This is a genomic window from Pseudomonas sp. GW823-FHT02C02 (genome assembly GCF_058797635.1).
Map to the genome: position 1 here is coordinate 201,708 of NZ_JBXAJV010000002.1, position 26,436 is coordinate 228,143.

Consider the following 26,436-nt stretch of genomic DNA (forward strand, 5'->3'; position numbering starts at 1 on the left):
TGGTACGGATCTACACGCCCACATCCCGCATCAACAACCCGAACTTCAAATCCACCGCATCCGGAATCGGCACATACACCGTGTGCCCATCCCCCGGCGCCACTTCGATCGCTTCACCTTTGATGTTCTGCAACTGATGCAAATCGAAGTGGAAATTACCCTGGGGCGTCATCAGTTCCATGTGATCGCCCAGGCTGAACCGGTTCTTGACCTTCACTTGCGCCAGGCGATCACGGCGCTCGCCGGTCAACTCGCCGACAAACTGCTGGCGCTCTGAAACCGAGCTGCCGTGCTGATAGTTCTGGTATTCGTCATGCACATGCCGACGCAGGAAGCCTTCGGTGTAGCCGCGCTGGGCCAGGGACTCCAGATCCGTCATCAGGCTGCGATCAAATTCGCGGCCGGCCACGGCATCATCAATCGCCCGGCGATAGACCTGCGTGGTGCGTGCGCAATAGAAGTGCGATTTGGTCCGGCCTTCGATCTTCAGCGAGTGCACGCCCATCTGCGTCAGCCGCCCGACATGCTGCACGGCGCGCAGGTCCTTGGCGTTCATGATGTAGGTGCCGTGCTCGTCCTCGAAGGCCGGCATCAATTCGTCCGGGCGATTGGCTTCCTGCAACAGGAACACCTGATCGGTCGGCGCGCCGATGCCCAGGGTCGGCTCGGGCTGGAATTGCTGAACGATTTCACCGAGCTGATTTTCCGTGGCTTGCGTCGCCGAATACTTCCAGCGACAGGCGTTAGTGCAACTGCCCTGATTGGCGTCGCGCTTGTTCATGTAGCCCGATAACAGGCAGCGGCCGGAATAGGCCATGCACAACGCGCCATGGACAAAGACCTCCAGCTCCATCGCCGGGACGTGCTGGCGGATCTCGGCGATTTCTTCCAGCGACAGTTCCCGGGACAGGATGATCCGGCTCAAGCCCTGTTGCTGCCAGAACTCGACACTGGCCCAGTTCACCGTGTTGGCTTGTACCGACAGGTGAATCGGCATCTGCGGGAAGTGTCGGCGTACCAGCATGATCAGGCCCGGGTCGGACATGATCAGCGCGTCCGGGGCCATGGCAATCACGGGGGCCAGGTCGTTGAGGAAGGTCTTGAGCTTGGCGTTGTGCGGCGCAATGTTCACCACCACATAGAAGCGCTTGCCTTGGGCCTGTGCCTCTTTGATGCCGAGCGCGAGATTGGCGTGGTCAAATTCGTTGTTGCGCACCCGCAGGCTGTAACGCGGCTGGCCGGCGTAGACCGCATCGGCACCGTAGGCGAAGGCGTATCGCATGTTTTTCAAGGTGCCGGCGGGAGCGAGCAGTTCTGGGGCAAGGAGCGTCATGGCAGTGTCGATCGCAAAAGTCCGGGAGGGTAATCGCCTTGCCCGCGAGGTTCATTGATCTGGATCTATGCTTGATGAACAAACGGATGGCACTCGCGCGAACCGTGGCGGACTAAGCATCAGCACGGCTCTTCAATACGAGAGCGCACTGACATGGATCGGACATGAACGAACAGACGGTACACAACAAATCGCTGGTGATCTTGCTCGGGGTGGTCACCGCCGCCTTTATCTGGATTTTGCTGCCGTTCTACGGCGCGGTGTTCTGGGCGGTGATCCTCGGGATTCTGTTCGCGCCGCTGCAACGCCGGATACAACTGAAGTTCAGCTGGCCGCGCAACCTGACGTCGTTGCTCACCCTGAGCATCTGCCTGGTGATCGCGATCCTGCCGGTGATTATCCTCAGCATCTTGCTGGTTCAGGAAGGGGCTGCGCTGTACAAGAGCATCGAAAGCGGCGAGCTGGACATCGCGGGGTATGTGACGCATTTCAAACACAGCCTGCCGCCGTACTTCCAGCATTTGCTGGATCGGGCCGGGCTCGGCGAGCTGGACGGGCTGCGGGAGAAAATCATCAAGAGCGCGGTGACGGGCAATGAGTTTGTCGCCACGCAAGTCTTCAGTTTCGGTCAGGGCACGTTCGATTTTGTGGTGGGTTTTTTCATCATGCTCTACCTGCTGTTCTTCTTCCTGCGAGACGGTGCGGAACTGGCGCGTAAAGTTCGCTCCGCCGTCCCGTTGCAGGAGCACCAGAAACGCCGTTTGCAGCTGAAGTTCAACCGTGTGGTGCGGGCGACCGTAAAGGGCAACCTGCTGGTGGCGATTACGCAGGGCGCATTGGGCGGTTTGATTTTCTGGTTTCTGGACATCCCGAGCGCGTTGCTCTGGGCGGTATTGATGGCGTTTCTATCGCTGTTGCCAGCCGTGGGGGCGGGGATTGTCTGGGCACCGGTAGCGGCGTTCTTCCTGTTCACCGGGGCAATCTGGCAAGGGGTGGTGCTGGGGTTGTTCGGGGTTTTTGTGATCGGCCTGGTGGATAACGTGCTGCGCCCGATCCTGGTGGGCAAGGATACGAAGATGCCGGACTATCTGATCCTCATCTCGACCCTCGGCGGTCTGGCCATTTTCGGCCTGAACGGCTTTGTCATCGGGCCGCTGATTGCAGCGCTGTTCATGTCGAGCTGGGCGATCTTCATCGAAACCAAACCAAGGGTGCAGCTGCCTTAAGCGCTGAGTTGCCCCTGGCCGATTTGTTGCGACAGTGCCTTGGCGGCCGGCAGCGAAGTGAGCGGTCCGCTGATCGGTTCGCCGTCCTGCACCAGATACCAACAGGCGAGCAATCCTAGCTCTCTGAGCGGTGCGGGAACGGCGCTGCCAATTACGGACATGATCTGAACCTGGGACATAAATACCTCCATCAATCGATGGAGCTACCTTACGGACCTGCCTCGCGAACGGACAATCAACACTTTCGATAGTCGTCATTGACGCCAGTGAGTGTTGAGTTCAGTCGACCACCAGGTCAAGCATATGGACCACTTCCTGCTCGTTGAGCAGGCCTTTGCGCACCAGGTTTTCGGCCAGCAGCGAAAGAAACTTGGCGCTGCGATGGCCTTCCAGGTGCTTGAGTTCGGTCAAAGCGTTGTACACCTTGCTGGAAGTGCACAAGCCGACAATGCGGTGCGGGTTTTGCGTGGGCATGAGGTCGTCCTTGTTTTTATCAACCTGTTGTTTACGCACAGATCCAAGCTTGCGGACCTGACATGACATAAATATGACCGTTTTTCCCAAGTCGGGGGAAGGGCGGTCGAGTCAATCTTGCCAACTTGAACCGTCCACACTGTCTCCACAGCGACATTGGCGCGATTTTTCCAGACCTTCGCCGACGAACGGTCACAAAAAAGCCCCGCTGATTAGGCGGGACCTGATGAGTCTGTTACCAGCGGCCATAACCGTGGGGATGGCCGTAGTAACCGCGCGGTGGACCGTAATAACCACGGGGCGGGCCGTAGTAAACCGGCGGTGGTGCGTAGTAGACCGGTTGCTGCACGTAGACTGGCGCAGGCTGGTAATAAACCGGTGGTGGCTGTTGTATGTAAACCGGCTGAGGCTGGGCGTAGACCGGTTGCTGTACATACACCGGTCGGTTGCTGTTGATGATGGCCGAGCCGACGATTGCCGAACCAACGATCGCGCCAAATACCGCTGGACCCTGCCAACCGTGACCGCCGCCAGCCTCTGCCTGCCCTGTGATAGCAAGAGCACCGAGCAGCAAGGCAACTGTGGGGATTTTACGGATCATGATAATTCCTCGGTTCTTCGACCCGGCGCTTGCGTCTGCAATAGACCCAAGGATCGTCGCGGGGATACCTCTAAGACAGCGTTTTTTTGAAAATCAGCACAGCCGTTGGGTAAATTTTGTGTAAGGTCTGTACCGGCTTCTTTACGGCCGCTGCCACCCTGCGCGGGCACGCCGTTATGATCGATCAGAATTCGATGGAATGGCTCATCCCGTCCATCTGAAAGTGCTTATGAAGGAGATATTTCATGCAGATGAACCCCAACCGAGACACCCAGCTGTGCATGTCGCTTTCCGGGCGTCCCGGCAATTTCGGCCTGCGGTTTCACAATCATCTGTATGAACAGTTGGGCCTGAATTTTTACTATAAGGCGTTCAGCAGTCAGGATCTGCCGGGTGCCGTTGGCGGCATTCGTGCGCTGGGTATTCGTGGCTGCGGCGTGTCGATGCCGTTCAAGGAGGCCTGCATTGCGCTGGTCGATGAGCTGGACGCGTCCGCAGCGGCCATTCAATCGATCAATACCATCGTCAACACCCATGGCCATCTCAAAGCCTACAACACCGATTACATCGCCATCGCCCAGCTGCTTGAAACCCATCAGGTGCCGAAGGAATCGACCTTTGCCCTGCGCGGCAGCGGCGGCATGGCCAAAGCCGTGGCCAGTGCCTTGCGTGATGGCGGCTATCAAAACGGCGTGATCGTGGCCCGTAACGAACAGGCCGGGCGGGCGTTGGCTGAATCACTGGGCTATCAGTGGCAGGTGGAACTGGGCTCTCAGCGTCCGCAGATGTTGATCAACGTCACGCCGATCGGCATGAGCGGCGGTCCCGAGGCCGATCAACTGGCGTTCGACGCTGAAACCATCGCGGCTGCCGAAACTGTCTTCGATGTGGTGGCGATTCCCTCGGAAACACCGCTGATCGTGCGCGGTCGCGCCGAGGGCAAACGCGTCATTACCGGGTTGGAAGTGATCGCGATCCAGGCGCTGGAGCAGTTTGTCCTGTACACCGGCGTGCGGCCGACGGATGAGCAGTTCAAGAAAGCGGTGGAGTTTGCTCGCGGTTGATCCTTCAGATTATTGGTTGGCTGTATCGGCCTCATCGCGAGCAGGCTCGCTCCTACAGTGGATTGGCGTCGTACACATTTTTTGTGTCCGACAGAAAACCCTGTGGGAGCGAGCCTGCTCGCGATGGGCGCAACTCGGTCTCTCAAGTGCATCTGCCGCCTATACTCCCCGCCAGCAATGACTTGCCGCCCCAACCAACAAACCGTGCCCGAGGTTCCCATGCATCCCCCCATTCTCAACCTGAATCAGGTCGAACTCGAACCGTTGCCCGAAGCCCTGGCGCCCACCGGTGATACCGCCGGCCGCTACCAACAGAGAATGGCCCGCGTCGGCCAGCAGTTGGGGTCGCAAAAGCTCGGTTATCGGTTATACGTGCTGGAACCAGGCATGCGTGGCAGCCCGTTTCACAGTCATCGGGTCAACGAGGAGATGTTTTACGTCGTGGCCGGGGAAGGGGAGGTGCGCCTCGGTGCCGAACGGTTTCCGATCCGCGCCGGCGACGTGATCGCCTGCCCGCCGGGCGGTCCTGAAGCGGCGCACCAGATCATCAACACCAGCAAGGGAGAACTGCGCTACCTGGCGGTCAGCACCCAGCAATCGCCGGAGATTTGCGAGTACCCGGATTCCGGCAAATACGTGGTGATGGACCACTTCAAGGTCGACGCCGAAGGTAATCCCTCAGGCTTCGTCGCCATCGCCCGACCGGGCGATGGCGTGGATTACTGGGACGGCGAGTAGCACTCCCTTTAGTAGGCGCGAGGCTTGCCCGCGAAGGCGATTTTCAGTTCGACGATAATGTTGGATGTTGAATCGCTTTCGCGGGCAAGCTCCTACAAATCACAACGTTGGTTATTCGAGGCGCGCCAGGCGCTCTTCGAGTGCGGCAATCCGCGCTTCGAGCTCTTCGATTCGTTCAACCGACACACCGCTACCGGCACTGCGTTCGGCCGGGTTTTGCCGGGCGGCGAGGATGACTTCGATATCCGCCGGATCCCCCAGCGCATGCATATAGCGGTCTTCCCGCTGGCCGGCCTGACGCGGAATCAGCAGTGCCAATCCGCGAGCAATCAGACGTTCCAGTTGATGCACAACCTGCTCGGCATCTTCAAACTCATGCATGCGTGCGCTGCGGGTCAGCAGTTCATTGACCGTCTGCGGACCGCGCAAAAACAACAGCCCCGTCAGAATCACCTGGGCCGGCACCAGTTCCAGCGCCTTGTCGACCTTATGTTCCCAGCGATCGGCACGGCTGCCCATCACCAGTTTGGTAAACCCGCGGCCTTCAAGGGCGCGCAGGCTCTGGCCGACCTGACCCTGAGTGAGGTTCATCACCGGTTCGCGACTGGTTTTCTGGTTGCAGGCAATCACCAGCGCATTGAGGGTCAGCGGATAGGTTTCCGGGCTGGTGGCCTGCTTCTCGATCAACGAGCCCAGGATGCGGATTTCCGTGCTGTTGAGGCGCGGCTCGTCGAAGGTCGTTTCTTGCTCAGTGCTCATCGCGCTTTTCCCTATGCAATCGAAGCATGCAGTCGAAGCCGCCTAGCCTAATCCTTGCTGGATAAAAGACAAGCCGCAGGAGGGGCGGGCATGGCTATAATCGGCCCACGTTTTCCTCCTGTCACCACACGAGACTGTCATGACTATTTCCCTGTATGCCGCTTCCGTTCCTGTTTTCAAACAAATGCTCAACGCCCTGAGCGACGTTCTGAACAAGGCCGAAGCCCACGCCACCGCCAAGAACATCGACCCGAACGCATTCCTGCAAGCCCGCCTGTACCCGGACATGTTCCCGCTGGTGCGTCAGGTGCAGATCGCCGTTGATTTCGCCAAAGGCGTGTCCTCGCGCCTGGCCGAGATCGAAGTGCCGAAGTACGACGACACCGAAACCACCTTCGCTGAACTGCAAGCCCTGATCACCAAGGTTCTGGCCTACATCGGCGAGATCAAGCCAGAGCAGATCGACGGCAAGGAAGGTATCGAGATCGTGACGCGTCCAGGCACGCCGAAAGAGAAGCGCTTCAGTGGCCAGGCTTACCTGCTGACCTACGGCCTGCCGCAGTTCTTCTTCCACGTCACCACCGCTTACGCATTGCTGCGTCACAACGGTGTGGAAGTGGGCAAGCGTGATTACATGGGCGCGTTCTAAACCGCCCAGGTACAAAAAAGCCCCCGCAGCCTGACGTTGCGGGGGCTTTTTCATGGGTAAGTATTATTCAACGATGCCGCAGATCCTGTGGGAGCGAGCCTGCTCGCGAAGGCGGTACATCAGCCAACATCATCGTTAAGTGTTGGTCGGCATTCGCGAGCAGGCTCGCTCCCACAGAGATGTGGGTCAGGCCAGGCGTTCTGCTTTTGCTTCTTCACCCAGGCAAGCCGCGGCGGTGAACAGCACATCCGTGGAGGAGTTCAGCGCCGTCTCCGCAGAATCCTGCAACACACCAATAATGAAACCCACCGCTACCACCTGCATGGCGATTTCACTCGGAATGCCAAACAGGCTGCACGCCAGCGGGATCAGCAACAACGAACCACCGGCCACGCCCGAAGCACCACACGCACAGATCGCCGCCACCACACTGAGCAGAATGGCTGTCGGGATATCCACGGCGATGCCCAGGGTATGCACGGCCGCGAGCGTCAGCACGGTAATGGTAATCGCCGCGCCGGCCATGTTGATGGTCGCACCCAGCGGAATCGATACCGAGTAAGTGTCTTCATGCAGGCCCAGGCGCTTGCTCAATTCCAGGTTGACCGGAATGTTCGCCGCCGAGCTGCGGGTAAAGAACGCGGTGATGCCGCTTTCTCGCAAGCACATCAGCACCAGAGGATACGGGTTGCGGCGCAGTTTCCAGAACACGATCAGTGGATTCATCACCAGCGCGACAAACAACATGCAGCCCAGCAGCACGGCCAGCAGATGCACATAGCCGATCAACGCCCCGAAGCCAGACGTGGCCAAGGTCGACGCGACCAGGCCGAAGATCCCCAGCGGTGCGAAACGAATCACCAGGCGCACGATCAGGGTCACGCCATTGGACAGGTCGCCGAGCACTTCGCGAGTGGTGTCACCGGCATGGCGAATCGCAACGCCCATGCCGATCGCCCAGGCCAGAATGCCGATGAAGTTGGCGTTCATCAGCGCACTGACCGGGTTGTCGACCACACTGAGCAGCAGACTTTGCAGTACTTCGCTGATGCCGCCCGGCGCAGTCACGGCGACGTCATGACTGGACAGCACCAGACTGGACGGGAACATCATGCTGGCAACCACCGCGACCACCGCGGCGGCAAACGTCCCCAGCAAGTACAAAAACAGAATTGGCCGGATGTGGGTTTCCTGGCCGTGCTTATGGTTGGCGATCGACGCCATCACCAGCACGAACACCAGAATCGGCGCGACGGCTTTGAGTGCCGAAACGAAGACCTTGCCGATGAATGCCGTGGATTTCGCCACCTCAGGCGCGATCAGCGCCAGGGCAATCCCGGCGATCAGGCCGATGACGATTTGCGAGACCAGGCTCAAGCGTTTCAAGCGTTGCAATAGCGAAGGGGATGAAGCAGTCATAAAACGGCATCTCTGATTATTAGGTGCGGGGGTGTCGCGACATCAATGCCAGTGAATGGCCGATGAACAAGGTGTACGTATCGCAGGGCGCGGACTTTATCACAGCGTGGTCTTGATCCTTCAGACCTGTGACGATCTGCCGCCCGCACGTTCAACGAGATCGGCAGGTTCGTGCAACCCTGATCGGAAACACTCTGTTAAGATTGCGCATCCTCATTTTCAAGTCATGCCAGTGGGCCTTCGGGTTATCGCTGGTGTCGTCGTTTTCTGGAGTTCTGCATGCTGTTGCCCATCCTTCTGTTGTCGGCCGCCGGTTTTACCGTGCTGACCACGGAATTCGTCATCGTCGGCCTGTTGCCGGCGATTGCCCGAGACCTTGAAGTCAGCATCCCCCAAGCAGGTTTGCTGGTGACCCTGTTCGCCTTTACCGTCGCCGCGTTCGGGCCGTTCCTGACCGCGTACTTCGCCAGGTTCGAGCGGCGCAAGCTGTTCATCTCGGTGCTGATCATGTTCGGCCTGGCCAACACCCTCGCGGCGTTTGCGCCGAACATCTGGGTGATGGCCATCGCCCGCTTGATCCCCGCGTTGGGGTTGCCGGTGTTCTGGGCGCTGGCCAGTGAAACCGCCGTGGACATCGTCGGGCCGGATTACGCCGGGCGGGCAATTGCCAAAATCGGTTTCGGCATTGTCTGCGCCACGGTGTTCGGTATTCCGGTGGGCACGTTGATTTCCGATGCGTTCGGCTGGCGCAGTGCCTTCGGCATTCTGGCGGTGATCGCGTTTGCCAAGGCGTTGCTGCTGTTTATCTACCTGCCGAAAACCAACCTGCATCAGCATCAGGTGAGCTTCCGTTCGCAGTTCAAGATCTTGCGCAGCCCGTTGATGCTGGGCCATGTGCTCCTGTCGATCCTGGTGTTCAGCGGCATGTTTACCGCTTACACCTACCTGGCGGACATCCTTGAACGCCTCGCCGGTTTCAACGGTACGGTGGTCGGCTGGTGCCTGATGGGCTTCGGCGCAGTCGGTCTGATCGGCAACTCGTTGGGCGGTCGCGCGGTGGATCGTCATCCGTTGATGGCTTCGATGATGTTCTGCACGTTCATGATCGCTGGCATGGTGGCGTTGGTACCGAACATTCATTCGCCGCTCGGTCTGGCGGCGGCGATGGGCATCTGGGGCGTGACTCAGGCGGCGTTGTTCCTGGTCAGTCATGTGCGATTGATGAAGGCCGCGCCCGAGGCGCCGGCCTTCGCCGCGTCGCTGAACATCGCCGGGGCCAACCTCGGGATCGGCCTGGGTGCGATGGTCGGCGGGCGTGTGATCGACAGCGTTGGCCTGGGCGGGCTGGGTTTTGCGGCTGCCGCGTTTATCCTGGTTTCGATTCTCCTGGCCATGGCGCTGATGACCATGAAACCTCGCGAGATCTGCGCCTGACCTTCACAGCTCGGTAAACAGCTCGCGTCGGGCACCTTCGGTAATCGCCACAATGCCGGGGTGCTTGACCTTGCGTTCCACGGAAATGGCGTAGAACGACTCCGTCACAGCGTCGGTCTGGCCAATCAACTCCACGCCGTATTGGCGTTTCACTTCGTCGGCAATCACGCTCGGGCCGATGAAAATCCCGCTGCCCGATTGACCGAAAGCCTGCATCAGCGCGCTGTCGTCGAACTCGCCGACAATGCGCGGCTGGATTTGCTGTTCGGCAAACCAGCGCTGCAAGCGACTGCGCACCACGGTTTCCGGCCCGGGAATCAGCAGTGGTGCGCCGTGCAGGCTGCGTGGGAAATCCTGACCGTACTGTGCTGCCAGCTCGGCGGTGGCGAAGAAGCTGATCCCGCATTCACCGAGTTTCTGGCTGTAACCCTTGATGTCCAGGTGCGAGGGCATCGGGCTGTCGGAAATCACCAGGTCCAGGCGCTGGATCGCCAGGTCGGCGAGCAGCCGTTCCAGTTTGTCTTCGCGGCAGGTGATGCGCAGCGGTTCACTCAACTCCATGGTCGGTGCGATCAGGCGATAGACGATGGATTTGGGCACCACATCGGCGACGCCCACCCGAAACAGGATCTGTTGTTCATTGGGTTGCGCCCGCAGCATCAACTCCAGTTCGCCGCCCAGCTGAAACATTTGCTCGGCGTAGGTCAGGGTCTGACGCCCGGCCTCCGTCAGCTCAAGCTGGCGACCGACCCGCCGGAACAGCTCGATGCCATAGGTTTGTTCGAGCAGGGAAATCTGCCCGCTGATGGTCTGGGGCGTCAGGTTCAGCTGCTCGCAGGCGCGCACGATGCTGCCTGTCTTGGCCACCACCCAGAAGTAATGCAATTGGCGATAGTTGAGCATGATGGTCTACAGTTCGTGAAAATCGAAGTATAACCGCTAAAAATACGAATTTTCCTGAAGTGTTTGCCTCCCTAGAATGCCTCGCTATCAACGGGCCATCGTTTCGGCCCGTTTTGTTCTATCGAGGAAAGCATGATGAAGCTTAAAACCACGGCGCTGTTGATTGCGTCTTTACTGGTATTGGCCGGTTGCGACCAGGCCGAGAAAAGCGCGCAGCAATTGATGGGCAAGGCTGCCGAAACAGCCAAACAGGCGATCGACGACACCCACAAAGCCGCCGAACAAGCGATCAGTGATGCCACCGGCGGCCTGATCAGCAAGAAAGAACCATCGGCCGAAGACCAGCGCAAAACCGAATCTTCGTCCCAGGAAATCTAAACCGTCTACAACGAGTCAGGACTGACCCATGGAATACCTTTTAGAACTTGCTGCAAGCCCCACCGCCTGGGTCGCCCTGGCCACGTTGATCGTCATGGAAATCGTGCTCGGCATCGATAACCTGATCTTCATCTCGATCCTGACCAACAAGCTGCCCGAGCAGCATCGGCAGAAAGCACGCCGCATCGGTATCGGCATGGCGCTGATTCTGCGACTGGGCCTGCTGAGCACTATCGCGTTCATCGTCCAGTTGACCGAGCCTGTGATCGATATTCTCGGCCATGCGTTCTCCTGGAAGGACATGATCCTGATCGCCGGTGGCCTGTTCCTGTTGTGGAAGGCGACTACCGAGATCCATCACAGCATGGACCCGGCCCCGGATGATCCGATGTCGGCGACCTCGACCGTGACCCTGGGCTTTGCTGCCGCGATCGGGCAGATCCTGATGCTGGACATGGTGTTTTCCATCGACAGCATCATTACCGCTGTGGGCATGACCGAGCATTTGCCGATCATGATCATCGCCGTAGTGGTGTCGGTGCTGGTGATGTTGCTGGCGGCTGATCCTCTGGCCAAATTCATCAACGACAACCCGACCGTGGTGATGCTGGCGCTGGGCTTCCTGATCATGATCGGTATGACACTGATCGCTGAAGGTTTCGGGGCTCACGTGCCTAAAGGATACGTCTATGCGGCCATGGCTTTCTCGGCGACCATCGAGGGCTTGAACATGATGTCGCGTCGGGCCAAGCAGAAGAAAATAGCGGCTGAAGCTTAACCCGCGGAAAAACGAAACGGCCGCCTGCGCTCGAAAGAGCCCAGGCGGCCGTTTTTGTTGGCGAATCCGAAGGATCAGTGCGCGGTCGCGTGGTGGACCGGTGGTTTATCGGTCTTCGCCAAAGGCGCCGATTGAACGGGGTGGTGATGGTGCCGACGGGTAATCCGCAAAACGCCCCACAGCATGGCGGCGGCCACGGCCAGCCAGCCGGAAATCAACATCACGATTGTCATTGTCAGGCTCATCAGTGCCTCCTCTTTGCCCTGCATCGGGCACACACTCTTTGCAAATGACAGTCTAGTCGCTGCTGTGTTTCAGGCTATTGACCAAAGGTCGGCTGTCATCAACCAGTTCGCTCTATCGAATGCACTCAACTGTAGGTTAAGGCTATACCGCCGCCGCGTGGCGTCCTATGATCGACGGCCAAGCCGGGAGCGTATTGACTGGCGTCTGAACAAGAGAGTGATGATCGTGCGGGTATTTTCTCGAATTCGAGCGGCGGCGCTGATTGTCGGCTGCGTTGCAGGTTTGGCCGGATGCGCAGGGAGTGTGGCGCCGGAGATCAAGCGGTTGCCCGAGCGGGTAGAACTCAGCGGCACGTTCTACCGTGGCCAGGACTATCAGAGCGGACCACAGGTATTGGCCAGCATGCTGGCACAGCAGGGCATCGTGATTACGCCCGGGTTGCTGCAAAAACCCCTGCACTTGCCCGGCGCCGAAGCACAACTGCAACAGAATATGCAAAACCTGGCGCGTGAGTACGGGATGGTGGTGTATCCCCTCGACAGCCAATTGCCGGCACTGTTGACCCAGGTCGCGGCCGGTTATCCGGTGATGGTGCGCTTCACTGAAGGCTCGGCGCTCTGGGCTGAGCCGCGTTATGCCATTCTCGCCGGATACAATCGCCAGAAGCAGACGGTGTTGTTGCGTGCCGGGATGAATCGCCGGAACTTGATGAGCTTCAGTTCGTTTGAGTCCTCTTTCAAGGATGCTGGCGGCTGGGCCGTATTGATTCAGAAACCCAATCAGATCCCTGCCAACGTTGATCAGCAGCGCTGGCTGAAGGCGGCGAGCGATCTTGGCCAGGCCGGTCAGGAACAGGCCGCTGCCCGCGCGAAGAAGGCGTTGACCGCACAATAAGCTTCCGTTCGTCATGTGCCCGGCACCGTCGGGCATGCCTGGCCTCTAAAGGACAAGACCCGGTTTCTCCGGGCCAGATCCCAGGAGGCGCCCCATGGCACATTCCAATACCCCCGACGGCCCGCATTCATCCGAACATTCTTCGGGCGACGAATTGGGATTCGACCCCGATTCGCCGGACCTCGCCGACCCTCAGGTCGATCCCATCGGTCCTGCCAAGGCGCCGAGGGATGTAAAGCCGGGCGACAATCCCAAGGCTCCGGCGAAGCCTTACGACCCACTCGCTGATCTGAAACCCTAACCCTTGGTGAGGTGCGTATGTCTACTGATTCGAGTTTCAACGACAAACGTCCGGACAGTGTTCCAACGACCCCTGAAGAGGGTGTTGATCCGGTGATGGATCCGAACGATCCGTTAAGGGATCCGTTGGCCCGTCCGATGGTGGTCCCGACGGAGCATCCCCATGGCATGAAAGATCCAAGCGCCGGGGATGGCATTCCGGATGACGATCAGATGCCGCTGCCCAACGATTAACGCCAGACGAAAAAAAGCCCCGAATGATCGGGGCTTTGTTTTTTCTGTCGCTGACTTATTTCGAGGCTTCAACCACACCGCTCTGGCGGTGCTTGAGGTTCTTGTCCGACTTGTACTGCAAGGCTACCGACGGCACGTCTGCGCCTTTGCCGGTTTCCACCCAGCTGCGGATGCGGGCGGCATCGGCAAAATGCGTGTACTTGCCGAAGGCGTCGAGAATCACCAGCGCCACTTGGCGATTGCCCATGCTGGTCACCAACACCAGGCAGTGACCGGCTTCGTTGGTGAACCCGGTTTTGGTCAGCTTGATGTCCCAGTTTGGCTTGCGGACCAAATGGTCGGTGTTACGGAAACCCAGGCTGTAGTTGGGTTTGCGGAAGGTGACGGTTTTTTCCTTGGTGGTGCTCAACTCGGTCAATAACGGGTATTTGTGTGCGGCGATCAGCAATTTGCTCAGGTCGCGGGCGGTAGAGACGTTACGCGGGGAGAGGCCCGTCGGCTCGACGAAGTGGGTGCTGGTCATGCCCAGCGCCTTTGCCTTGGCGTTCATCGCGGCAATGAATGCGACGTAGCCACCCGGATAATGATGAGCCAGGCTCGCCGCTGCACGGTTTTCCGAGGACATCAGGGCGATCAGCAGCATTTCCCTGCGCGGCAATTCGCTTTTGAGTTTGACCCGGGAAAACACGCCTTTCATTTCTGGCGTGTCGCTGATGTTGATATTGATGTACTCGTCCATGTTCTGCCTGGCTTCGACCACAACCAGACCGGTCATCAATTTGCTGACCGAGGCGATAGGGACAACCACATCGGGGTTGCTGGCATAGATGACTTTGTTGGTCTGCATATCCAGCAGCAAAGAGCTGCCGGAAGCGAGCTTGAGTTGTTTCGTGTCTCGGGGGGCTGCGGTGGTCTCCGCGGCGCTGGCGATTGGCGTGATGAACGTCCCTGTAAATACAAAAAATAGGCTCAGGATGGAAAGACGGATTTTCACGCTGGCGGACTCATAAGGTGTTGATAAGCCGTTATGTAACGGGTTATTTCGTAAAAAGCGCGACATTCTGGAGTATGGCTGAATAACTGTCGATGGTTGTTCAAGGAGGAGGTTAAAGTCCTTGGAAACATGAAAAAAAAGTCATTTTCCGGCGGATGGTCGATCTTTCACCCCAGGCAAAAAGAACCCCGCCATTGGCGGGGTTCTTTTGTACATCGCTTATTTCGAAGCAGGCACTCAGCTGTGCAGTGTTTCTGCCGCGTACAGCGTGTTTTCCAGCAGGCAGGCACGCGTCATCGGGCCAACACCGCCCGGTACCGGCGTGATCCAGCCAGCGCGGGGCAGGGCGGTTTCGTAGATGACGTCACCGACCAGTTTGCCGTCTTCCTGGCGGTTGATGCCGACGTCGATCACGATCGCGCCTTCCTTGATCCACTCACCTTTGACCAGGCCCGGTTTGCCGGCGGCGACGACAACCAGGTCGGCACGGCCGACGTGGCCGGCCAGATCCTTGGTGAAGCGGTGGGTGACGGTCACGGTGCAACCGGCGAGCAGCAATTCCATCGCCATCGGACGGCCAACGATGTTGGAGGCTCCGACGACCACCGCGTCCATCCCGTAAAGGTCGACACCGGTGCTTTCCAGCAAGGTCATAATGCCTTTGGGGGTGCACGGACGCAGCAACGGGATGCGCTGGGCCAGGCGGCCGACGTTATAAGGATGGAAGCCGTCGACGTCTTTATCTGGACGAATGCGCTCCAGCAATTTGGAGGCATCCAGGTGCTCAGGTAAAGGAAGCTGAAGCAGAACGCCGTCAATTGCCGGATCGTCGTTCAGGCGATCGATCAGGTCGGTCAGTGCTTCTTGAGTGGTTTCGGAAGGCAGGTCGTAGGCTTGGGAAATGAAGCCGACCTCTTCACAGTCTTTACGCTTGTGCGAGACATAAACCTGAGAGGCGGGATCGCTGCCGACCAGGATCACCGCGAGGCCCGGGGTGCGCAGGCCTTGCTCGCGACGCTCGGTGACTCGTTTGGCGATCTGCTGGCGCAGGCTGGCGGCGATCGATTTGCCGTCGATTAGTTGTGCAGTCATTGCGCGTGATTAACCATCGAGAGGGGAAAAAAAGAGAACGCATTCTCGCATGTCATGAGGTGAGGGCAAAGGCGCTTGGTCTGCAAATTCCTCTAAGCCCTTTAATTAAATGAATTTTTTATAAAAAGCATTTGACGGCCTTCGGGGCGCTCTATACTATTCGTCGCACTTGTCGGGCACAGCCTAGCACTGGATGAGAAGGTCAAGCGGAATTACGGTTCTGCGAGACTGGAAAGCTCTTAGTTTGTAGTCCTCCAAGAGTACAGATTAATAAGGCGCCCGTAGCTCAGCTGGATAGAGCATCCGCCTTCTAAGCGGATGGTCGCAGGTTCGAGTCCTGCCGGGTGCGCCATTAGGCAGCTTTGGCACAAGTAGCGCGATATGGTGGGCGTAGCTCAGTTGGTAGAGCACGGGATTGTGACTCCCGTTGTCGAGGGTTCGATCCCCTTCGTCCACCCCATATTTCAAAAGGCGCCAGATTAACAGTCTGGCGCCTTTGCTTTAACAGCTTCAAACGCGGATGTGGTGGAATTGGTAGACACACTGGATTTAGGTTCCAGCGCCGCAAGGTGTAAGAGTTCGAGTCTCTTCATCCGCACCAAATAAAGCTTCACTCAAGCCGGTTGGCCTGGTTGGGGCGCAGCAAGGGAGTTGATTGGCTTCTTTGCAAGGCAATATGGTGGGCGTAGCTCAGTTGGTAGAGCACGGGATTGTGACTCCCGTTGTCGAGGGTTCGATCCCCTTCGTCCACACCCCATATTTCGAGAGGCGCCAGATTTAACAGTCTGGCGCCTTTTTTGTTTTAGCGGTTCGAGTGTCAAGCGGCTGCATGTCCTGGGTCGCAGGGGTGGGGTGTTTCGTCGTATTTATGTTTCTCGATGATGCCGCGCCGCCCGCCGGCTTGCTCGCAAGACCGGCTGTCAGGGAGATGATTGGCAACTTCTTCTATATATAGAAGGATTGGTGCAGAGCCCTGGCGTGACTGGCTGTAATTGCTAACAGGGCGAGGCACAACCGTTTGTCCCCGCCTATAAATTGCCTGCTGCTTTTTTACCCGTTTTCAGTAGGGTGACTTCTTGAGTTTGACCCACTAGAATGCATGCCCTTGATTCTGGGGTCGGAAACGGCCGGCTAACGTCTGTGCAACGAGGAATATCCATGCAAGTTTCTGTTGAAAATACTTCTGCTCTTGAGCGCCGCATGAGCATCACCGTGCCGGCTGAGCGCATCGAGACTCAGGTCAACAAGCGTCTGCAGCAGACTGCCCAAAAGGCCAAGATTGCTGGCTTCCGTCCAGGCAAAGTGCCAATGAGCGAAATCAAGCGCCGTTTCGGCGCTGATGCGCGTCAGGAAGCTGTAGGCGACGTGATCCAGTCTTCGTTCTACGAAGCTGTTGTCGAGCAAAAGCTGAACCCGGCTGGCGCTCCTTCGATCGAGCCTAAATCGATGGAAGCTGGCAAAGATCTGGAATACGTTGCAGTTTTCGAAGTGTTCCCTGAGTTCACCGTTGCTGGCTTCGACGGCATCACCGTAGAGCGCCTGAGCGCTGACGTGGCTGACGCCGATCTGGACAAGATGCTGGACGTGCTGCGCAAGCAGAACACCCGTTTCGAAGTGGCTGAGCGCGCCGCTCAGAACGAAGACCAACTGAACATCGATTTCGTTGGCAAGGTTGACGGTGAAGTGTTCGCTGGCGGTTCTGCCAAGGGTACACAGCTGGTGCTGGGTTCCGGCCGCATGATCCCTGGTTTCGAAGACGGCCTGGTCGGCGCTAAAGCCGGCGAAGAGCGCGTGCTGAACCTGACCTTCCCAGAGGACTATCAGAACCTCGACCTGGCTGGCAAAACCGCTGAGTTCACCGTGACCGTGAACACTGTTTCCGAGCCGAAACTGCCAGAACTGAACGAAGAATTCTTCGCTCAATTCGGCATCAAGGAAACGGGCCTGGAAGGCTTCCGCACCGAAGTTCGCAAGAACATGGAGCGTGAACTGCGTCAGGCGATCAAATCCAAGGTCAAGAATCAGGTAATGGACGGTCTGCTGGCCACCAACCCGATCGAAGTGCCTAAGGCGCTGCTGTCCAACGAAGTTGACCGTCTGCGCGTGCAGGCTGTTCAGCAGTTCGGCGGCAACATCAAGCCTGACCAACTGCCGGCCGAGCTGTTCGAAGAACAAGCCAAGCGCCGTGTTGTTCTGGGTCTGATCGTGGCTGAAGTGGTCAAGCAATTCGACCTCAAGCCTGACGAAGCTCGCGTTCGTGAAATGATTCAGGAAATGGCTTCGGCCTACCAAGAGCCTGAGCAGGTTGTGTCCTGGTACTACAAGAACGACCAGCAACTGAACGAAGTTCGTTCGGTTGTGCTGGAAGAACAAGTTGTGGATACTGTTCTGCAGAAAGCTAGCGTGACCGACAAATCGGTCTCTTACGAAGAAGCAGTCAAGCCGGTAGAAGCTCCACAAGCCGACTGATCGTTTTTGCGGTAAGAAGCACACACCATAAGCCAGCCTTCGTGCTGGCTTATGCGTATTCAAGACATAACTATTTGGGAGTGACTGCAGAGCATGTTCCGTAATTCGTATATTCAGCAGAACTCTGATATCCAGGCCGCTGGCGGCCTGGTCCCGATGGTTGTCGAGCAGTCTGCTCGTGGCGAGCGCGCCTATGACATCTACTCGCGCCTTCTCAAGGAACGAGTGATTTTTCTGGTTGGCCCGGTAGAGGACTACATGGCCAACCTGATTTGTGCGCAATTGCTGTTCCTTGAAGCGGAAAACCCGGACAAGGACATCCATCTCTATATCAACTCCCCGGGCGGTTCGGTGACAGCGGGCATGTCGATCTATGACACCATGCAGTTCATCAAACCCAATGTATCGACCACCTGTATTGGTCAGGCCTGCAGCATGGGCGCCTTCCTTTTGACGGCCGGTGCCGCCGGCAAGCGTTATTGCCTGCCGAATTCGCGCGTGATGATTCACCAGCCACTGGGCGGTTTCCAAGGCCAGGCTTCGGATATCGAAATCCATGCCAAGGAAATTCTCTTCATTCGTGAGCGTCTCAACACGCTGATGGCCAAGCACAGCGGCCACACACTTGAAGAAATCGAGCGCGATACCAACCGCGATAACTTCATGAGTGCAGAAGCCGCGCGTGAGTACGGGTTGATCGATGAAGTGATCAACCAGCGCCCCGCTTAAATTAAGCAGCTCAAAATAGGGTGGGTCGGCTGGTCCGATCACCGGCGGGCTTGAAAAAGCCCGCAATAGCCTTCATCTTGTGTTGCAAGCCTATCGGATTTGGATCGAACGAATGACTGACACCCGCAACGGCGAGGACAACGGCAAGCTGCTCTATTGCTCCTTCTGTGGCAAAAGCCAGCATGAAGTACGCAAATTGATTGCCGGCCCCTCGGTCTTTATCTGCGACGAGTGCGTCGACCTGTGCAATGACATCATCCGAGAGGAGGTGCAGGAAGCCCAGGCCGAAAGCAGCGCGCATAAATTGCCTTCGCCTAAAGAAATCAGCGGCATCCTTGATCAGTACGTGATTGGTCAGGAGCGTGCGAAAAAGGTTCTGGCCGTAGCGGTGTACAACCACTACAAGCGTCTGAACCAGCGCGACAAAAAGAATGACGACGTCGAACTTGGCAAAAGCAACATCTTGCTGATCGGCCCGACAGGCTCGGGTAAAACCCTGCTTGCCGAAACACTGGCCCGCTTGCTGAACGTTCCGTTCACCATCGCCGATGCAACCACCCTCACCGAGGCGGGTTACGTGGGTGAAGATGTCGAGAACATCATTCAGAAGCTGTTGCAGAAGTGCGATTACGACGTGGAAAAAGCCCAGATGGGCATTGTCTACATCGACGAAATCGACAAGATCTCGCGCAAGTCTGACAACCCGTCGATCACCCGGGACGTTTCCGGTGAAGGCGTGCAGCAGGCCCTGCTCAAGTTGATCGAAGGCACGGTCGCTTCCGTTCCGCCGCAAGGTGGTCGCAAGCATCCGCAGCAGGAATTCCTTCAGGTCGACACCCGTAACATCCTGTTCATCTGCGGTGGTGCGTTCTCCGGTCTGGAAAAGGTTATTCAAAACCGTTCCACCAAGGGCGGCATCGGTTTCAACGCGGAAGTTCGCAGCAAGGAAGAAGGCAAGAAGGTGGGTGAATCCCTGCGTGAAGTCGAGCCTGACGATCTGGTCAAGTTCGGTCTGATCCCGGAGTTCGTCGGTCGTCTGCCGGTCCTTGCCACGCTGGACGAGCTTGATGAGGCTGCGTTAATGCAGATTCTCACCGAGCCGAAAAATGCTTTGACCAAGCAGTATGCCAAGCTGTTCGAGATGGAAGGTGTAGACCTTGAATTCCGGGCCGACGCACTGAAATCGGTCGCCAAACGTGCCCTGGAACGCAAGACCGGTGCCCGTGGACTGCGTTCGATTCTCGAAGGTGTATTGCTCGACACTATGTATGAAATCCCCTCGCAGTCCGAGGTGAGTAAAGTAGTGATCGACGAAAGCGTTATAGAAGGCAAGTCCAAGCCACTGTATATCTACGAAAACAGTGAGCCGGCTGCCAAGGCTGCGCCAGACGCTTAAGCGTCCGGCAGCTGGAGCAAAGAAGGGGCCTTCGGGCCCCTTTTCTTTTAAAGCGTTTTTAACACCCTCTTTGCGCTTGTTTTTTTTCAAAGCAGCCCCCATCTTGGTTTCAAGCTTACTTCCATCTGTTTACGGCCATATGGCCGCCGTAGAGGCGAAATCATGAAGACAACCATCGAATTGCCTCTCCTGCCATTGCGTGATGTTGTGGTTTATCCGCACATGGTTATCCCGCTGTTCGTGGGGCGCGAGAAATCCATCGAAGCCCTCGAGGCTGCGATGACGGGCGACAAGCAGATTCTTCTGCTGGCTCAGAGAAACCCTGCTGACGACGATCCCGGTGAAGATGCACTTTATCGCGTAGGCACCATTGCGACCGTTCTGCAGCTGCTCAAGCTGCCTGACGGCACGGTCAAGGTTCTGGTCGAAGGCGAGCAGCGGGGCGCCGTGGAGCGCTTCAGCGAAGTGGACGGCCACTGCCGTGCCGAAGTCTCGCTGATCGACGAAGTCGACGCGCCTGAGCGCGAGTCGGAAGTGTTCGTCCGCAGCCTTTTGGCTCAGTTCGAACAATATGTGCAGCTGGGCAAGAAAGTCCCGGCTGAAGTCCTCTCGTCGCTCAACAGCATCGACGAGCCGGGTCGCCTGGTCGACACCATGGCCGCTCACATGGCCCTGAAGATCGAGCAGAAGCAGGAAATCCTCGAAATCATCGATTTGTCGGCCCGGGTCGAGCACGTTCTGGCGTTGCTGGATGCCGAGATCGATCTGCTGCAAGTCGAAAAACGCATTCGCGGTCGCGTCAAGAAACAAATGGAGCGCAGCCAGCGCGAGTACTACCTGAATGAGCAGATGAAGGCCATTCAGAAAGAGCTCGGTGACAGCGACGAAGGCCACAACGAAATCGAAGAGCTGAAAAAGCGCATCGATGCCGCGGGCCTGCCCAAAGATGCCTTGGCCAAGGCCCAGGGTGAACTGAACAAGTTGAAACAAATGTCGCCAATGTCCGCGGAAGCGACCGTGGTGCGTTCGTACATCGACTGGCTGGTTCAGGTGCCGTGGAAGGCCCAGAGCAAAGTGCGCCTGGACCTTGCGCGCGCAGAAGACATTCTTGATGCAGACCACTACGGTCTGGAAGAAGTCAAAGAGCGGATCCTCGAATACCTCGCCGTGCAAAAGCGCGTGAAGAAAATTCGTGGTCCGGTGTTGTGCCTGGTCGGTCCTCCAGGGGTGGGTAAAACCTCTCTGGCAGAGTCGATCGCCCACGCCACCAACCGCAAATTTGTCCGTATGGCCCTCGGTGGCGTGCGTGACGAAGCGGAAATTCGTGGTCATCGCCGGACTTACATCGGTTCGATGCCAGGAAGATTGATTCAAAAGATGACGAAGGTGGGCGTCCGCAACCCGCTGTTCCTGCTCGATGAAATCGACAAAATGGGCAGCGACATGCGTGGCGATCCGGCGTCGGCGTTGCTGGAAGTGCTCGATCCGGAGCAGAACCACAACTTCAACGATCACTATCTGGAAGTCGACTACGACTTGTCCGATGTGATGTTCCTGTGCACCTCGAACTCCATGAATATTCCGCCGGCGCTGCTCGACCGGATGGAAGTGATTCGTCTGCCTGGCTACACCGAAGACGAAAAGATCAACATCGCCGTCAAATACCTCTCGCCCAAGCAGATTACTGCCAACGGCTTGAAGAAAGGCGAGCTGGAATTCGACGCCGAAGCGATCCGCGACATCATCCGCTACTACACCCGCGAAGCCGGTGTGCGTGGGCTGGAACGCCAGATTGCGAAGGTTTGCCGCAAGGCGGTCAAAGAGCACGCACTGGAAAAACGCTTCTCGGTGAAGGTCACTGCCGAGATGCTGGAACACTTCCTGGGTGTGCGCAAATTCCGCTACGGTCTGGCTGAGTCGCAGGATCAGATCGGTCAGGTCACCGGTCTGGCATGGACTCAGGTGGGTGGTGAATTGCTGACCATCGAAGCTGCTGTCGTGCCGGGTAAAGGCCAGCTGATCAAGACCGGTTCGCTGGGTGATGTGATGGTCGAATCGATCACGGCCGCGCTGACCGTTGTGCGCAGCCGTGCGAAGAGCCTGGGGATTCCCCTGGACTTCCACGAGAAGCGCGACACGCACATCCACATGCCGGAAGGGGCTACCCCGAAAGACGGCCCTAGCGCCGGCGTAGGCATGTGCACGGCCCTGGTGTCGGCATTGACCGGGATTCCAGTACGTGCGGATGTTGCCATGACAGGCGAAATCACCTTGCGTGGCCAGGTGTTGGCGATTGGCGGATTGAAGGAAAAGCTGCTGGCTGCTCACCGTGGCGGGATCAAGACCGTGATCATTCCTGAAGAGAACGTGCGCGATCTGAAGGAAATTCCTGACAATATCAAGCAAGATCTGCAGATTAAACCGGTTAAATGGATTGACGAGGTCCTGCAAATTGCGCTGCAATACGCGCCGGAGCCGCTGCCAGATGTGGTTCCAGAGATAGTTGCAAAGGATGAAAAACGCGAGTCTGACTCTAAGGAAAGAATTAGCACGCATTAGTACGCATTTGCCTGAGTGGCTTGTTGACAGCTTTTTAGAGCCCTTGTTATAAAGCGGCTCTTAAGTGTCTGTAGGCCATTCAGCACTCGTTTTTGCTTTCACCAAAAAACTTAGAATCATACTCAAATAGATATAAGGGGACTTAGAGTGAACAAGTCGGAACTGATTGATGCTATCGCTGCATCCGCTGATATCCCGAAAGCTGCTGCTGGCCGTGCGCTGGACGCTGTAATCGAATCCGTCACTGGCGCTCTCAAGGCTGGCGACTCTGTTGTTCTGGTTGGTTTCGGTACGTTCTCCGTTACCGATCGTCCAGCTCGCATTGGTCGTAACCCACAGACCGGTAAGACGCTGGAAATCGCAGCAGCCAAAAAACCAGGTTTCAAAGCCGGTAAAGCACTGAAAGAAGCTGTCAACTAAGTTCGTTTCAGGTTTTTGCCTATCCGGGTCGGGGTCATGCCTGACCTGGCAGCGGAGCGGTAGTCCAGTCGGCAAGTTGCCGGTCCGAGACGCCGAGGGTCGCAAGTTCGAACCCTTGGTCCGCTCCGCCAGTTACGAGAAGGCGCATCCTCGGATGCGCCTTTCTTCTATCCGGATTCTACCCACGCTCCACGGTTGCCTAATTTTGAAGTTCAACCGTTTCTGGGGGACGCATGCTGCAGAATATCAGGGACAATTCACAAGGCTGGATTGCCAAGACCATTATCGGGGTCATCGTTGCACTGATGGCTTTGACCGGTTTCGACGCCATTTTTCAGGCCACCACCAGTCGTAATGATGCGGCCAAGGTTAACGGCGAAGAAATCAGCCAGAACGAGCTGAGCCAGGCGGTCGATATGCAACGCCGTCAGCTGATGCAACAGCTGGGCAAGGATTTCGACGCTTCCTTGCTCGACGAAAAAATGCTGCGCGAATCGGCTCTCAAAGGCTTGATCGACCGCAAACTGCTGCTGCAAGGCGCAGAAGAATCGAAATTCGCTTTCTCCGAAGCGGCCTTGGACCAAGTGATCCTGCAAACACCTGAGTTTCAGGTGGATGGCAAGTTCAGTGCTGAGCGCTTCGATCAGGTGATTCGTCAACTGGGCTACAGCCGCATGCAATTCCGCCAGATGCTGGCTCAGGAAATGCTGATCGGTCAGCTGCGCGCTGGCCTGGCGGGTAGCGGTTTCGTCACCGACGCACAGGTTCTGGCCTTCGCCCGTCTGGAAAAACAGACCCGCGATTTCGCTTCCCTGAACGTCAAGGTTGACCCGGCAGCGGTGAAGCTGACCGACGATGAGGTCAAGGCCTACTACGACGAACATGCCAAGGAATTCATGACCCCGGATCAGGTTGTCATCGATTACCTGGAATTGAAGAAGTCTTCCTTCTTCGATCAGGTCAGCGTCAAGGACGAAGACCTGCAAGCGGCGTATCAGAAAGAAATCGCGAACCTGTCCGAGCAACGCCGGGCTGCGCACATTCTGATTGAAGTGAACGATAAAGTGACCGAGGCGCAAGCCAAGGCCAAGATCGAAGACATTCAGGCGCGTCTGGCCAAAGGCGAGAAATTCGAGGCGCTGGCCAAGGAATTCTCCCAGGACCCGGGTTCGGCGAACAACGGCGGTGACCTGGGCTACGCAGGCCCTGGTGTATACGACCCTGCATTTGAAACCGCGCTGTATGCGTTGGCCAAGGATCAAGTGTCGGCACCGATTCGCACTGACTTCGGTTTCCACCTGATCAAACTGTTGGGCGTTGAAGCACCGGAAGTGCCGACGCTGGCCAGCCTGAAAGACAAGCTGACCCGTGAGCTGAAAACCCAGCAGGTCGAGCAGCGTTTTGTCGAGGCGACCAAGCAACTGGAAGATTCTTCGTTCGAGTCCTCCGATCTGGCCCAGCCGGCGCAAGACCTGAAGCTGACTGTCCACACCTCCAAGCCGTTTGGCCGCGAGGGTGGCGAAGGTGTGGCGGCTAACCGTGCCGTGATCACCGCGGCGTTCAGTCCTGAAGTGCTGGATGAAGGTGCCAACAGCACCGCCATCGAGCTGGACCCGGAAACCGTGATCGTGCTGCGCGCCAAGGAACACTTGAAGCCTGCGCAACTGCCGCTGGAAAGCGTCAATGCCAGCATTCGTGCGCAGTTGGCCAAGGAGCACGCCAGTGCTGCCGCCAAGACCAAGGCTGATGAGTTGATCGCCAGCCTGCGCGATGGCAAGACTCCGCTGGACAAGGCGATTGACGGTCAGAACTGGAAAGTGACTGAAGCGGCAACTCGCGCTCAGGAAGGGATTGACCCAACCGTGCTGCAAGCGCTGTTCCGCATGCCAAAACCTGTCGCCAAGGACAAACCGACCTACAGCAGCGTGACCCTGACGGATGGTAGCCTGGTGATCGTGCGCCTGAACGGTGTGAACGAAGCCGCCGCGCCGACCGAAGAAGAGAAGGCCCAATACCGTCGCTTCCTCGCCTCGCGCATTGGCCAGCAGGACTTTGCGGCCTACCGCAAACAGCTGGAAAGCCAGGCCGAGATCAAGCGTTTCTGATGCTTGACTGAGTTGCCCGTTCCACAAAGACCCCGGCCGAAAGGCCGGGGTTTTTTATGTGTGCGATCCAGACCGCGACTTCCGAGGGGCCCTTCGGTCACTCAGACGGGACTTTTTCCCATAGCTGACAGTCAGTAGCCTTGTAAATGTTTTAAGACACTAATCGATGCTCCGCTAAGCATCGATCTGTTGCACAATACGCCCCGGACCGTTTCCCTCAGGATGTTCAATGTTTAAATCAATTCCCATGCGTGTTGCCGGGCTGGCGTTGTTGCTGGCCGCCGCTGCCGGCTGCTCGTCGAAGAAAGCCCCCATCTACGAGCATGAGAACTTCGATGACTCCGGGACGTTTTCGCGCAATTACCCGGTGACGGATGCGCAGACCTGCGAAGCCGCCCGTCGGGCGTTGCTGAGCCAGGGCTATATCATCACCAGCGCCGACCCGAAGCTGGTCAGCGGACACAAAAGCTTCCAGCAGACCGGCGAGACCCACATGGAGATCAGCTTCAGTGTGGTGTGTGCCGATGATGGCAGTGAGGGCCATCATGCGACCATGTTCGCCAACGCCCTGCAGGACCGTTATGCGCTGAAGAAAACCAATAACTCCGCCAGTGTGGGCGTGGGTGTGTTGGGTTCGGTGTCGATGCCGATCGGTTCCTCCGACGATTCGATGGTCAAGGTTGCCAGCGAAACCGTCTCGTCGGCCAAGTTCTACGAGCGTTTCTTTGCGCTGGTGGAGTTGTTCCTGCCGCCGGAAGCGAAAAAGGCTGCACACATCCCCGAGAAACCCAAGACCGACCTGGGCATGCCGGAAGCCAAGGCTGCTCCGGCGCCTTTGGCCCCAACGCCGGCCCCTGCTGCGGAGCCAGCGCCAGTGCCTGCGGTTGAACCTGCTCCAGCCCCCGCGGCCTCGGAACCCGTCGCACCACCGCCTGAAACAGCGCCGATCACCCCGGTTGAAAACCCGGAGCCGGTTCCGTCCCCGGAAACCGTTACGCCACCGCCGCAATCCAGCCTGCCGCCACCGAGCGAGCCTATTTCGGCCATGCCGGCTGCCAGCCAGTAATCGATGTACATTTCGGGATCGTGTCAGATGGCACCGTTCCCGAAATGGCTGTTAGTTTGATCCGCGTCAACCAGGCTGCAGTCCTACAGCCTTTATCGAAAAAATCCTGTGATAAATTCCTGACCGCCTGCTACGTTTTATAAGTAGCCGCTGAGCGGTGCGCCCGCGTCATTTTT

At 57.6% G+C, this 26,436-nt stretch carries 26 protein-coding genes, 4 tRNA genes and 1 pseudogene; 21 read left to right on the forward strand and 10 right to left on the reverse strand.

What is annotated here, in order from left to right:
- Positions 1–10: 10 nt before the first annotated feature.
- Positions 11–1,333 carry a prephenate-dependent tRNA uridine(34) hydroxylase TrhP gene (trhP, locus tag AC1ROI_RS03610; protein ID WP_010458660.1) on the reverse strand — a complete coding sequence of 441 codons (1,323 nt, stop codon included), beginning with the start codon at positions 1,331–1,333 and terminating at the stop codon, positions 11–13.
- A gap of 164 nt (positions 1,334–1,497) precedes the next feature.
- Here trhP and AC1ROI_RS03615 point away from each other — a divergent pair, with 164 nt between their 5' ends.
- Positions 1,498–2,559, forward strand: a complete 1,062-nt coding sequence (locus tag AC1ROI_RS03615) for an AI-2E family transporter (protein WP_077749986.1) — start codon at positions 1,498–1,500, stop codon at positions 2,557–2,559.
- Here AC1ROI_RS03615 and AC1ROI_RS03620 read toward each other — a convergent pair.
- From AC1ROI_RS03620 to AC1ROI_RS03630, 3 genes are all read right to left on the reverse strand, one after another.
- Positions 2,556–2,738: a hypothetical protein gene (locus tag AC1ROI_RS03620; RefSeq protein WP_010458664.1), complete on the reverse strand. Its 183-nt coding sequence runs from the start codon at positions 2,736–2,738 to the stop codon at positions 2,556–2,558. The two genes, AC1ROI_RS03615 and AC1ROI_RS03620, sit on opposite strands and share 4 nt — an antisense overlap.
- A 100-nt stretch (positions 2,739–2,838) precedes the next feature.
- Positions 2,839–3,033 (reverse strand): hypothetical protein, encoded by a 195-nt coding sequence (locus tag AC1ROI_RS03625; RefSeq protein WP_003179723.1) that lies wholly within the window; start codon positions 3,031–3,033, stop codon positions 2,839–2,841.
- Between the two features lie 235 nt (positions 3,034–3,268).
- Positions 3,269–3,634, reverse strand: a complete 366-nt coding sequence (locus tag AC1ROI_RS03630; RefSeq protein WP_010458670.1) for a hypothetical protein — start codon at positions 3,632–3,634, stop codon at positions 3,269–3,271.
- Positions 3,635–3,879: 245 nt separating this feature from the next.
- Between AC1ROI_RS03630 and AC1ROI_RS03635 the strand changes: the two genes are divergently transcribed.
- Together AC1ROI_RS03635 and AC1ROI_RS03640 are read left to right on the forward strand one after the other, a co-directional pair.
- Positions 3,880–4,698, forward strand: coding sequence for a shikimate 5-dehydrogenase (locus tag AC1ROI_RS03635; protein ID WP_102599597.1), 819 nt, complete (start codon positions 3,880–3,882; stop codon positions 4,696–4,698).
- Between the two features lie 219 nt (positions 4,699–4,917).
- Positions 4,918–5,436, forward strand: coding sequence for a cupin domain-containing protein (locus AC1ROI_RS03640; protein WP_010458675.1), 519 nt, complete (start codon positions 4,918–4,920; stop codon positions 5,434–5,436).
- Positions 5,437–5,547: 111 nt separating this feature from the next.
- On the opposite strand, the gene AC1ROI_RS03645 is transcribed toward AC1ROI_RS03640, so the two are convergent.
- Positions 5,548–6,195, reverse strand: a complete 648-nt coding sequence (locus AC1ROI_RS03645) for a YceH family protein (protein WP_010458677.1) — start codon at positions 6,193–6,195, stop codon at positions 5,548–5,550.
- Positions 6,196–6,334: 139 nt separating this feature from the next.
- Here AC1ROI_RS03645 and AC1ROI_RS03650 point away from each other — a divergent pair, with 139 nt between their 5' ends.
- Positions 6,335–6,844, forward strand: a complete 510-nt coding sequence (locus AC1ROI_RS03650) for a DUF1993 domain-containing protein (RefSeq protein WP_010458678.1) — start codon at positions 6,335–6,337, stop codon at positions 6,842–6,844.
- Between the two features lie 186 nt (positions 6,845–7,030).
- Here AC1ROI_RS03650 and sstT read toward each other — a convergent pair whose 3' ends face one another.
- On the reverse strand, positions 7,031–8,263 hold the full coding sequence (gene sstT, locus AC1ROI_RS03655; protein WP_102593403.1) for a serine/threonine transporter SstT: 1,233 nt from the start codon (positions 8,261–8,263) through the stop codon (positions 7,031–7,033).
- 279 nt (positions 8,264–8,542) lie between these two features.
- Here sstT and AC1ROI_RS03660 point away from each other — a divergent pair, with 279 nt between their 5' ends.
- Positions 8,543–9,697 carry an MFS transporter gene (locus AC1ROI_RS03660; RefSeq protein WP_010458683.1) on the forward strand — a complete coding sequence of 385 codons (1,155 nt, stop codon included), beginning with the start codon at positions 8,543–8,545 and terminating at the stop codon, positions 9,695–9,697.
- A gap of 3 nt (positions 9,698–9,700) precedes the next feature.
- Here the strand turns inward: AC1ROI_RS03660 and nhaR are convergent, their stop codons facing one another.
- Positions 9,701–10,600 (reverse strand): transcriptional activator NhaR, encoded by a 900-nt coding sequence (gene nhaR, locus AC1ROI_RS03665; RefSeq protein WP_102593404.1) that lies wholly within the window; start codon positions 10,598–10,600, stop codon positions 9,701–9,703.
- Positions 10,601–10,735: 135 nt separating this feature from the next.
- On the opposite strand from nhaR, the gene AC1ROI_RS03670 reads away from it, so the two are divergent.
- On the forward strand, positions 10,736–10,978 hold the full coding sequence (locus AC1ROI_RS03670; protein ID WP_102593405.1) for a hypothetical protein: 243 nt from the start codon (positions 10,736–10,738) through the stop codon (positions 10,976–10,978).
- A gap of 28 nt (positions 10,979–11,006) precedes the next feature.
- Positions 11,007–11,756, forward strand: coding sequence for a TerC family protein (locus AC1ROI_RS03675; protein WP_010458689.1), 750 nt, complete (start codon positions 11,007–11,009; stop codon positions 11,754–11,756).
- Positions 11,757–11,830: 74 nt separating this feature from the next.
- On the opposite strand, the gene AC1ROI_RS03680 is transcribed toward AC1ROI_RS03675, so the two are convergent.
- Positions 11,831–12,001 (reverse strand): hypothetical protein, encoded by a 171-nt coding sequence (locus AC1ROI_RS03680; RefSeq protein ID WP_178082292.1) that lies wholly within the window; start codon positions 11,999–12,001, stop codon positions 11,831–11,833.
- A gap of 167 nt (positions 12,002–12,168) precedes the next feature.
- On the opposite strand from AC1ROI_RS03680, the pseudogene AC1ROI_RS03685 reads away from it, so the two are divergent.
- The 3 genes and pseudogenes from AC1ROI_RS03685 (at position 12,169) to AC1ROI_RS03695 (ending at position 13,430) form a co-directional block, all read left to right on the forward strand.
- Positions 12,169–12,896 (forward strand): annotated as a pseudogene (locus tag AC1ROI_RS03685) (cysteine peptidase family C39 domain-containing protein).
- Positions 12,897–12,990: 94 nt separating this feature from the next.
- Complete coding sequence (locus tag AC1ROI_RS03690) at positions 12,991–13,197, forward strand: DUF6021 family protein (RefSeq protein WP_010458694.1); 207 nt, start codon at positions 12,991–12,993, stop codon at positions 13,195–13,197.
- A 17-nt stretch (positions 13,198–13,214) separates the two neighbouring features.
- A complete protein-coding gene (locus AC1ROI_RS03695) occupies positions 13,215–13,430 on the forward strand; it encodes a hypothetical protein (protein ID WP_010458697.1) in 216 nt (71 codons plus the stop codon).
- 55 nt (positions 13,431–13,485) lie between these two features.
- Here the strand turns inward: AC1ROI_RS03695 and pbpG are convergent, their stop codons facing one another.
- Positions 13,486–14,424 (reverse strand): D-alanyl-D-alanine endopeptidase, encoded by a 939-nt coding sequence (gene pbpG / locus AC1ROI_RS03700; protein ID WP_010458699.1) that lies wholly within the window; start codon positions 14,422–14,424, stop codon positions 13,486–13,488.
- Positions 14,425–14,661: 237 nt separating this feature from the next.
- A complete protein-coding gene (gene folD, locus AC1ROI_RS03705; RefSeq protein ID WP_010458702.1) occupies positions 14,662–15,516 on the reverse strand; it encodes a bifunctional methylenetetrahydrofolate dehydrogenase/methenyltetrahydrofolate cyclohydrolase FolD in 855 nt (284 codons plus the stop codon).
- 275 nt (positions 15,517–15,791) lie between these two features.
- Between folD and AC1ROI_RS03710 the strand changes: the two genes are divergently transcribed.
- The 11 genes from AC1ROI_RS03710 to AC1ROI_RS03760 all read left to right on the forward strand — a co-directional run bounded on the left by AC1ROI_RS03710 (position 15,792) and on the right by AC1ROI_RS03760 (position 26,260).
- Positions 15,792–15,868, forward strand: a tRNA-Arg gene (locus AC1ROI_RS03710).
- A 32-nt stretch (positions 15,869–15,900) separates the two neighbouring features.
- Positions 15,901–15,976, forward strand: a tRNA-His gene (locus AC1ROI_RS03715).
- A 56-nt stretch (positions 15,977–16,032) separates the two neighbouring features.
- Positions 16,033–16,117, forward strand: a tRNA-Leu gene (locus tag AC1ROI_RS03720).
- 78 nt (positions 16,118–16,195) lie between these two features.
- A tRNA-His gene (locus tag AC1ROI_RS03725) sits at positions 16,196–16,268 on the forward strand.
- A gap of 406 nt (positions 16,269–16,674) precedes the next feature.
- The gene (gene tig / locus AC1ROI_RS03730) at positions 16,675–17,985 is read left to right on the forward strand and encodes a trigger factor (protein ID WP_010458704.1); all 1,311 of its coding nucleotides are present in this window, start codon (positions 16,675–16,677) and stop codon (positions 17,983–17,985) included.
- A gap of 93 nt (positions 17,986–18,078) precedes the next feature.
- Positions 18,079–18,714: an ATP-dependent Clp endopeptidase proteolytic subunit ClpP gene (gene clpP, locus AC1ROI_RS03735; RefSeq protein WP_010458706.1), complete on the forward strand. Its 636-nt coding sequence runs from the start codon at positions 18,079–18,081 to the stop codon at positions 18,712–18,714.
- A 112-nt stretch (positions 18,715–18,826) separates the two neighbouring features.
- Positions 18,827–20,110: an ATP-dependent Clp protease ATP-binding subunit ClpX gene (clpX, locus tag AC1ROI_RS03740; RefSeq protein WP_007946893.1), complete on the forward strand. Its 1,284-nt coding sequence runs from the start codon at positions 18,827–18,829 to the stop codon at positions 20,108–20,110.
- Positions 20,111–20,272: 162 nt separating this feature from the next.
- Positions 20,273–22,669 carry an endopeptidase La gene (gene lon, locus AC1ROI_RS03745; protein WP_010458711.1) on the forward strand — a complete coding sequence of 799 codons (2,397 nt, stop codon included), beginning with the start codon at positions 20,273–20,275 and terminating at the stop codon, positions 22,667–22,669.
- A 147-nt stretch (positions 22,670–22,816) separates the two neighbouring features.
- Positions 22,817–23,089: an HU family DNA-binding protein gene (locus AC1ROI_RS03750; RefSeq protein WP_002552737.1), complete on the forward strand. Its 273-nt coding sequence runs from the start codon at positions 22,817–22,819 to the stop codon at positions 23,087–23,089.
- Positions 23,090–23,322: 233 nt separating this feature from the next.
- The gene (locus AC1ROI_RS03755; protein WP_083377196.1) at positions 23,323–25,194 is read left to right on the forward strand and encodes a SurA N-terminal domain-containing protein; all 1,872 of its coding nucleotides are present in this window, start codon (positions 23,323–23,325) and stop codon (positions 25,192–25,194) included.
- A 229-nt stretch (positions 25,195–25,423) separates the two neighbouring features.
- Entirely contained in the window at positions 25,424–26,260 is an 837-nt protein-coding gene (locus AC1ROI_RS03760) for a DUF2242 domain-containing protein (protein WP_010458715.1), read from the forward strand.
- The last annotated feature ends 176 nt before the right edge of the window (positions 26,261–26,436 follow it).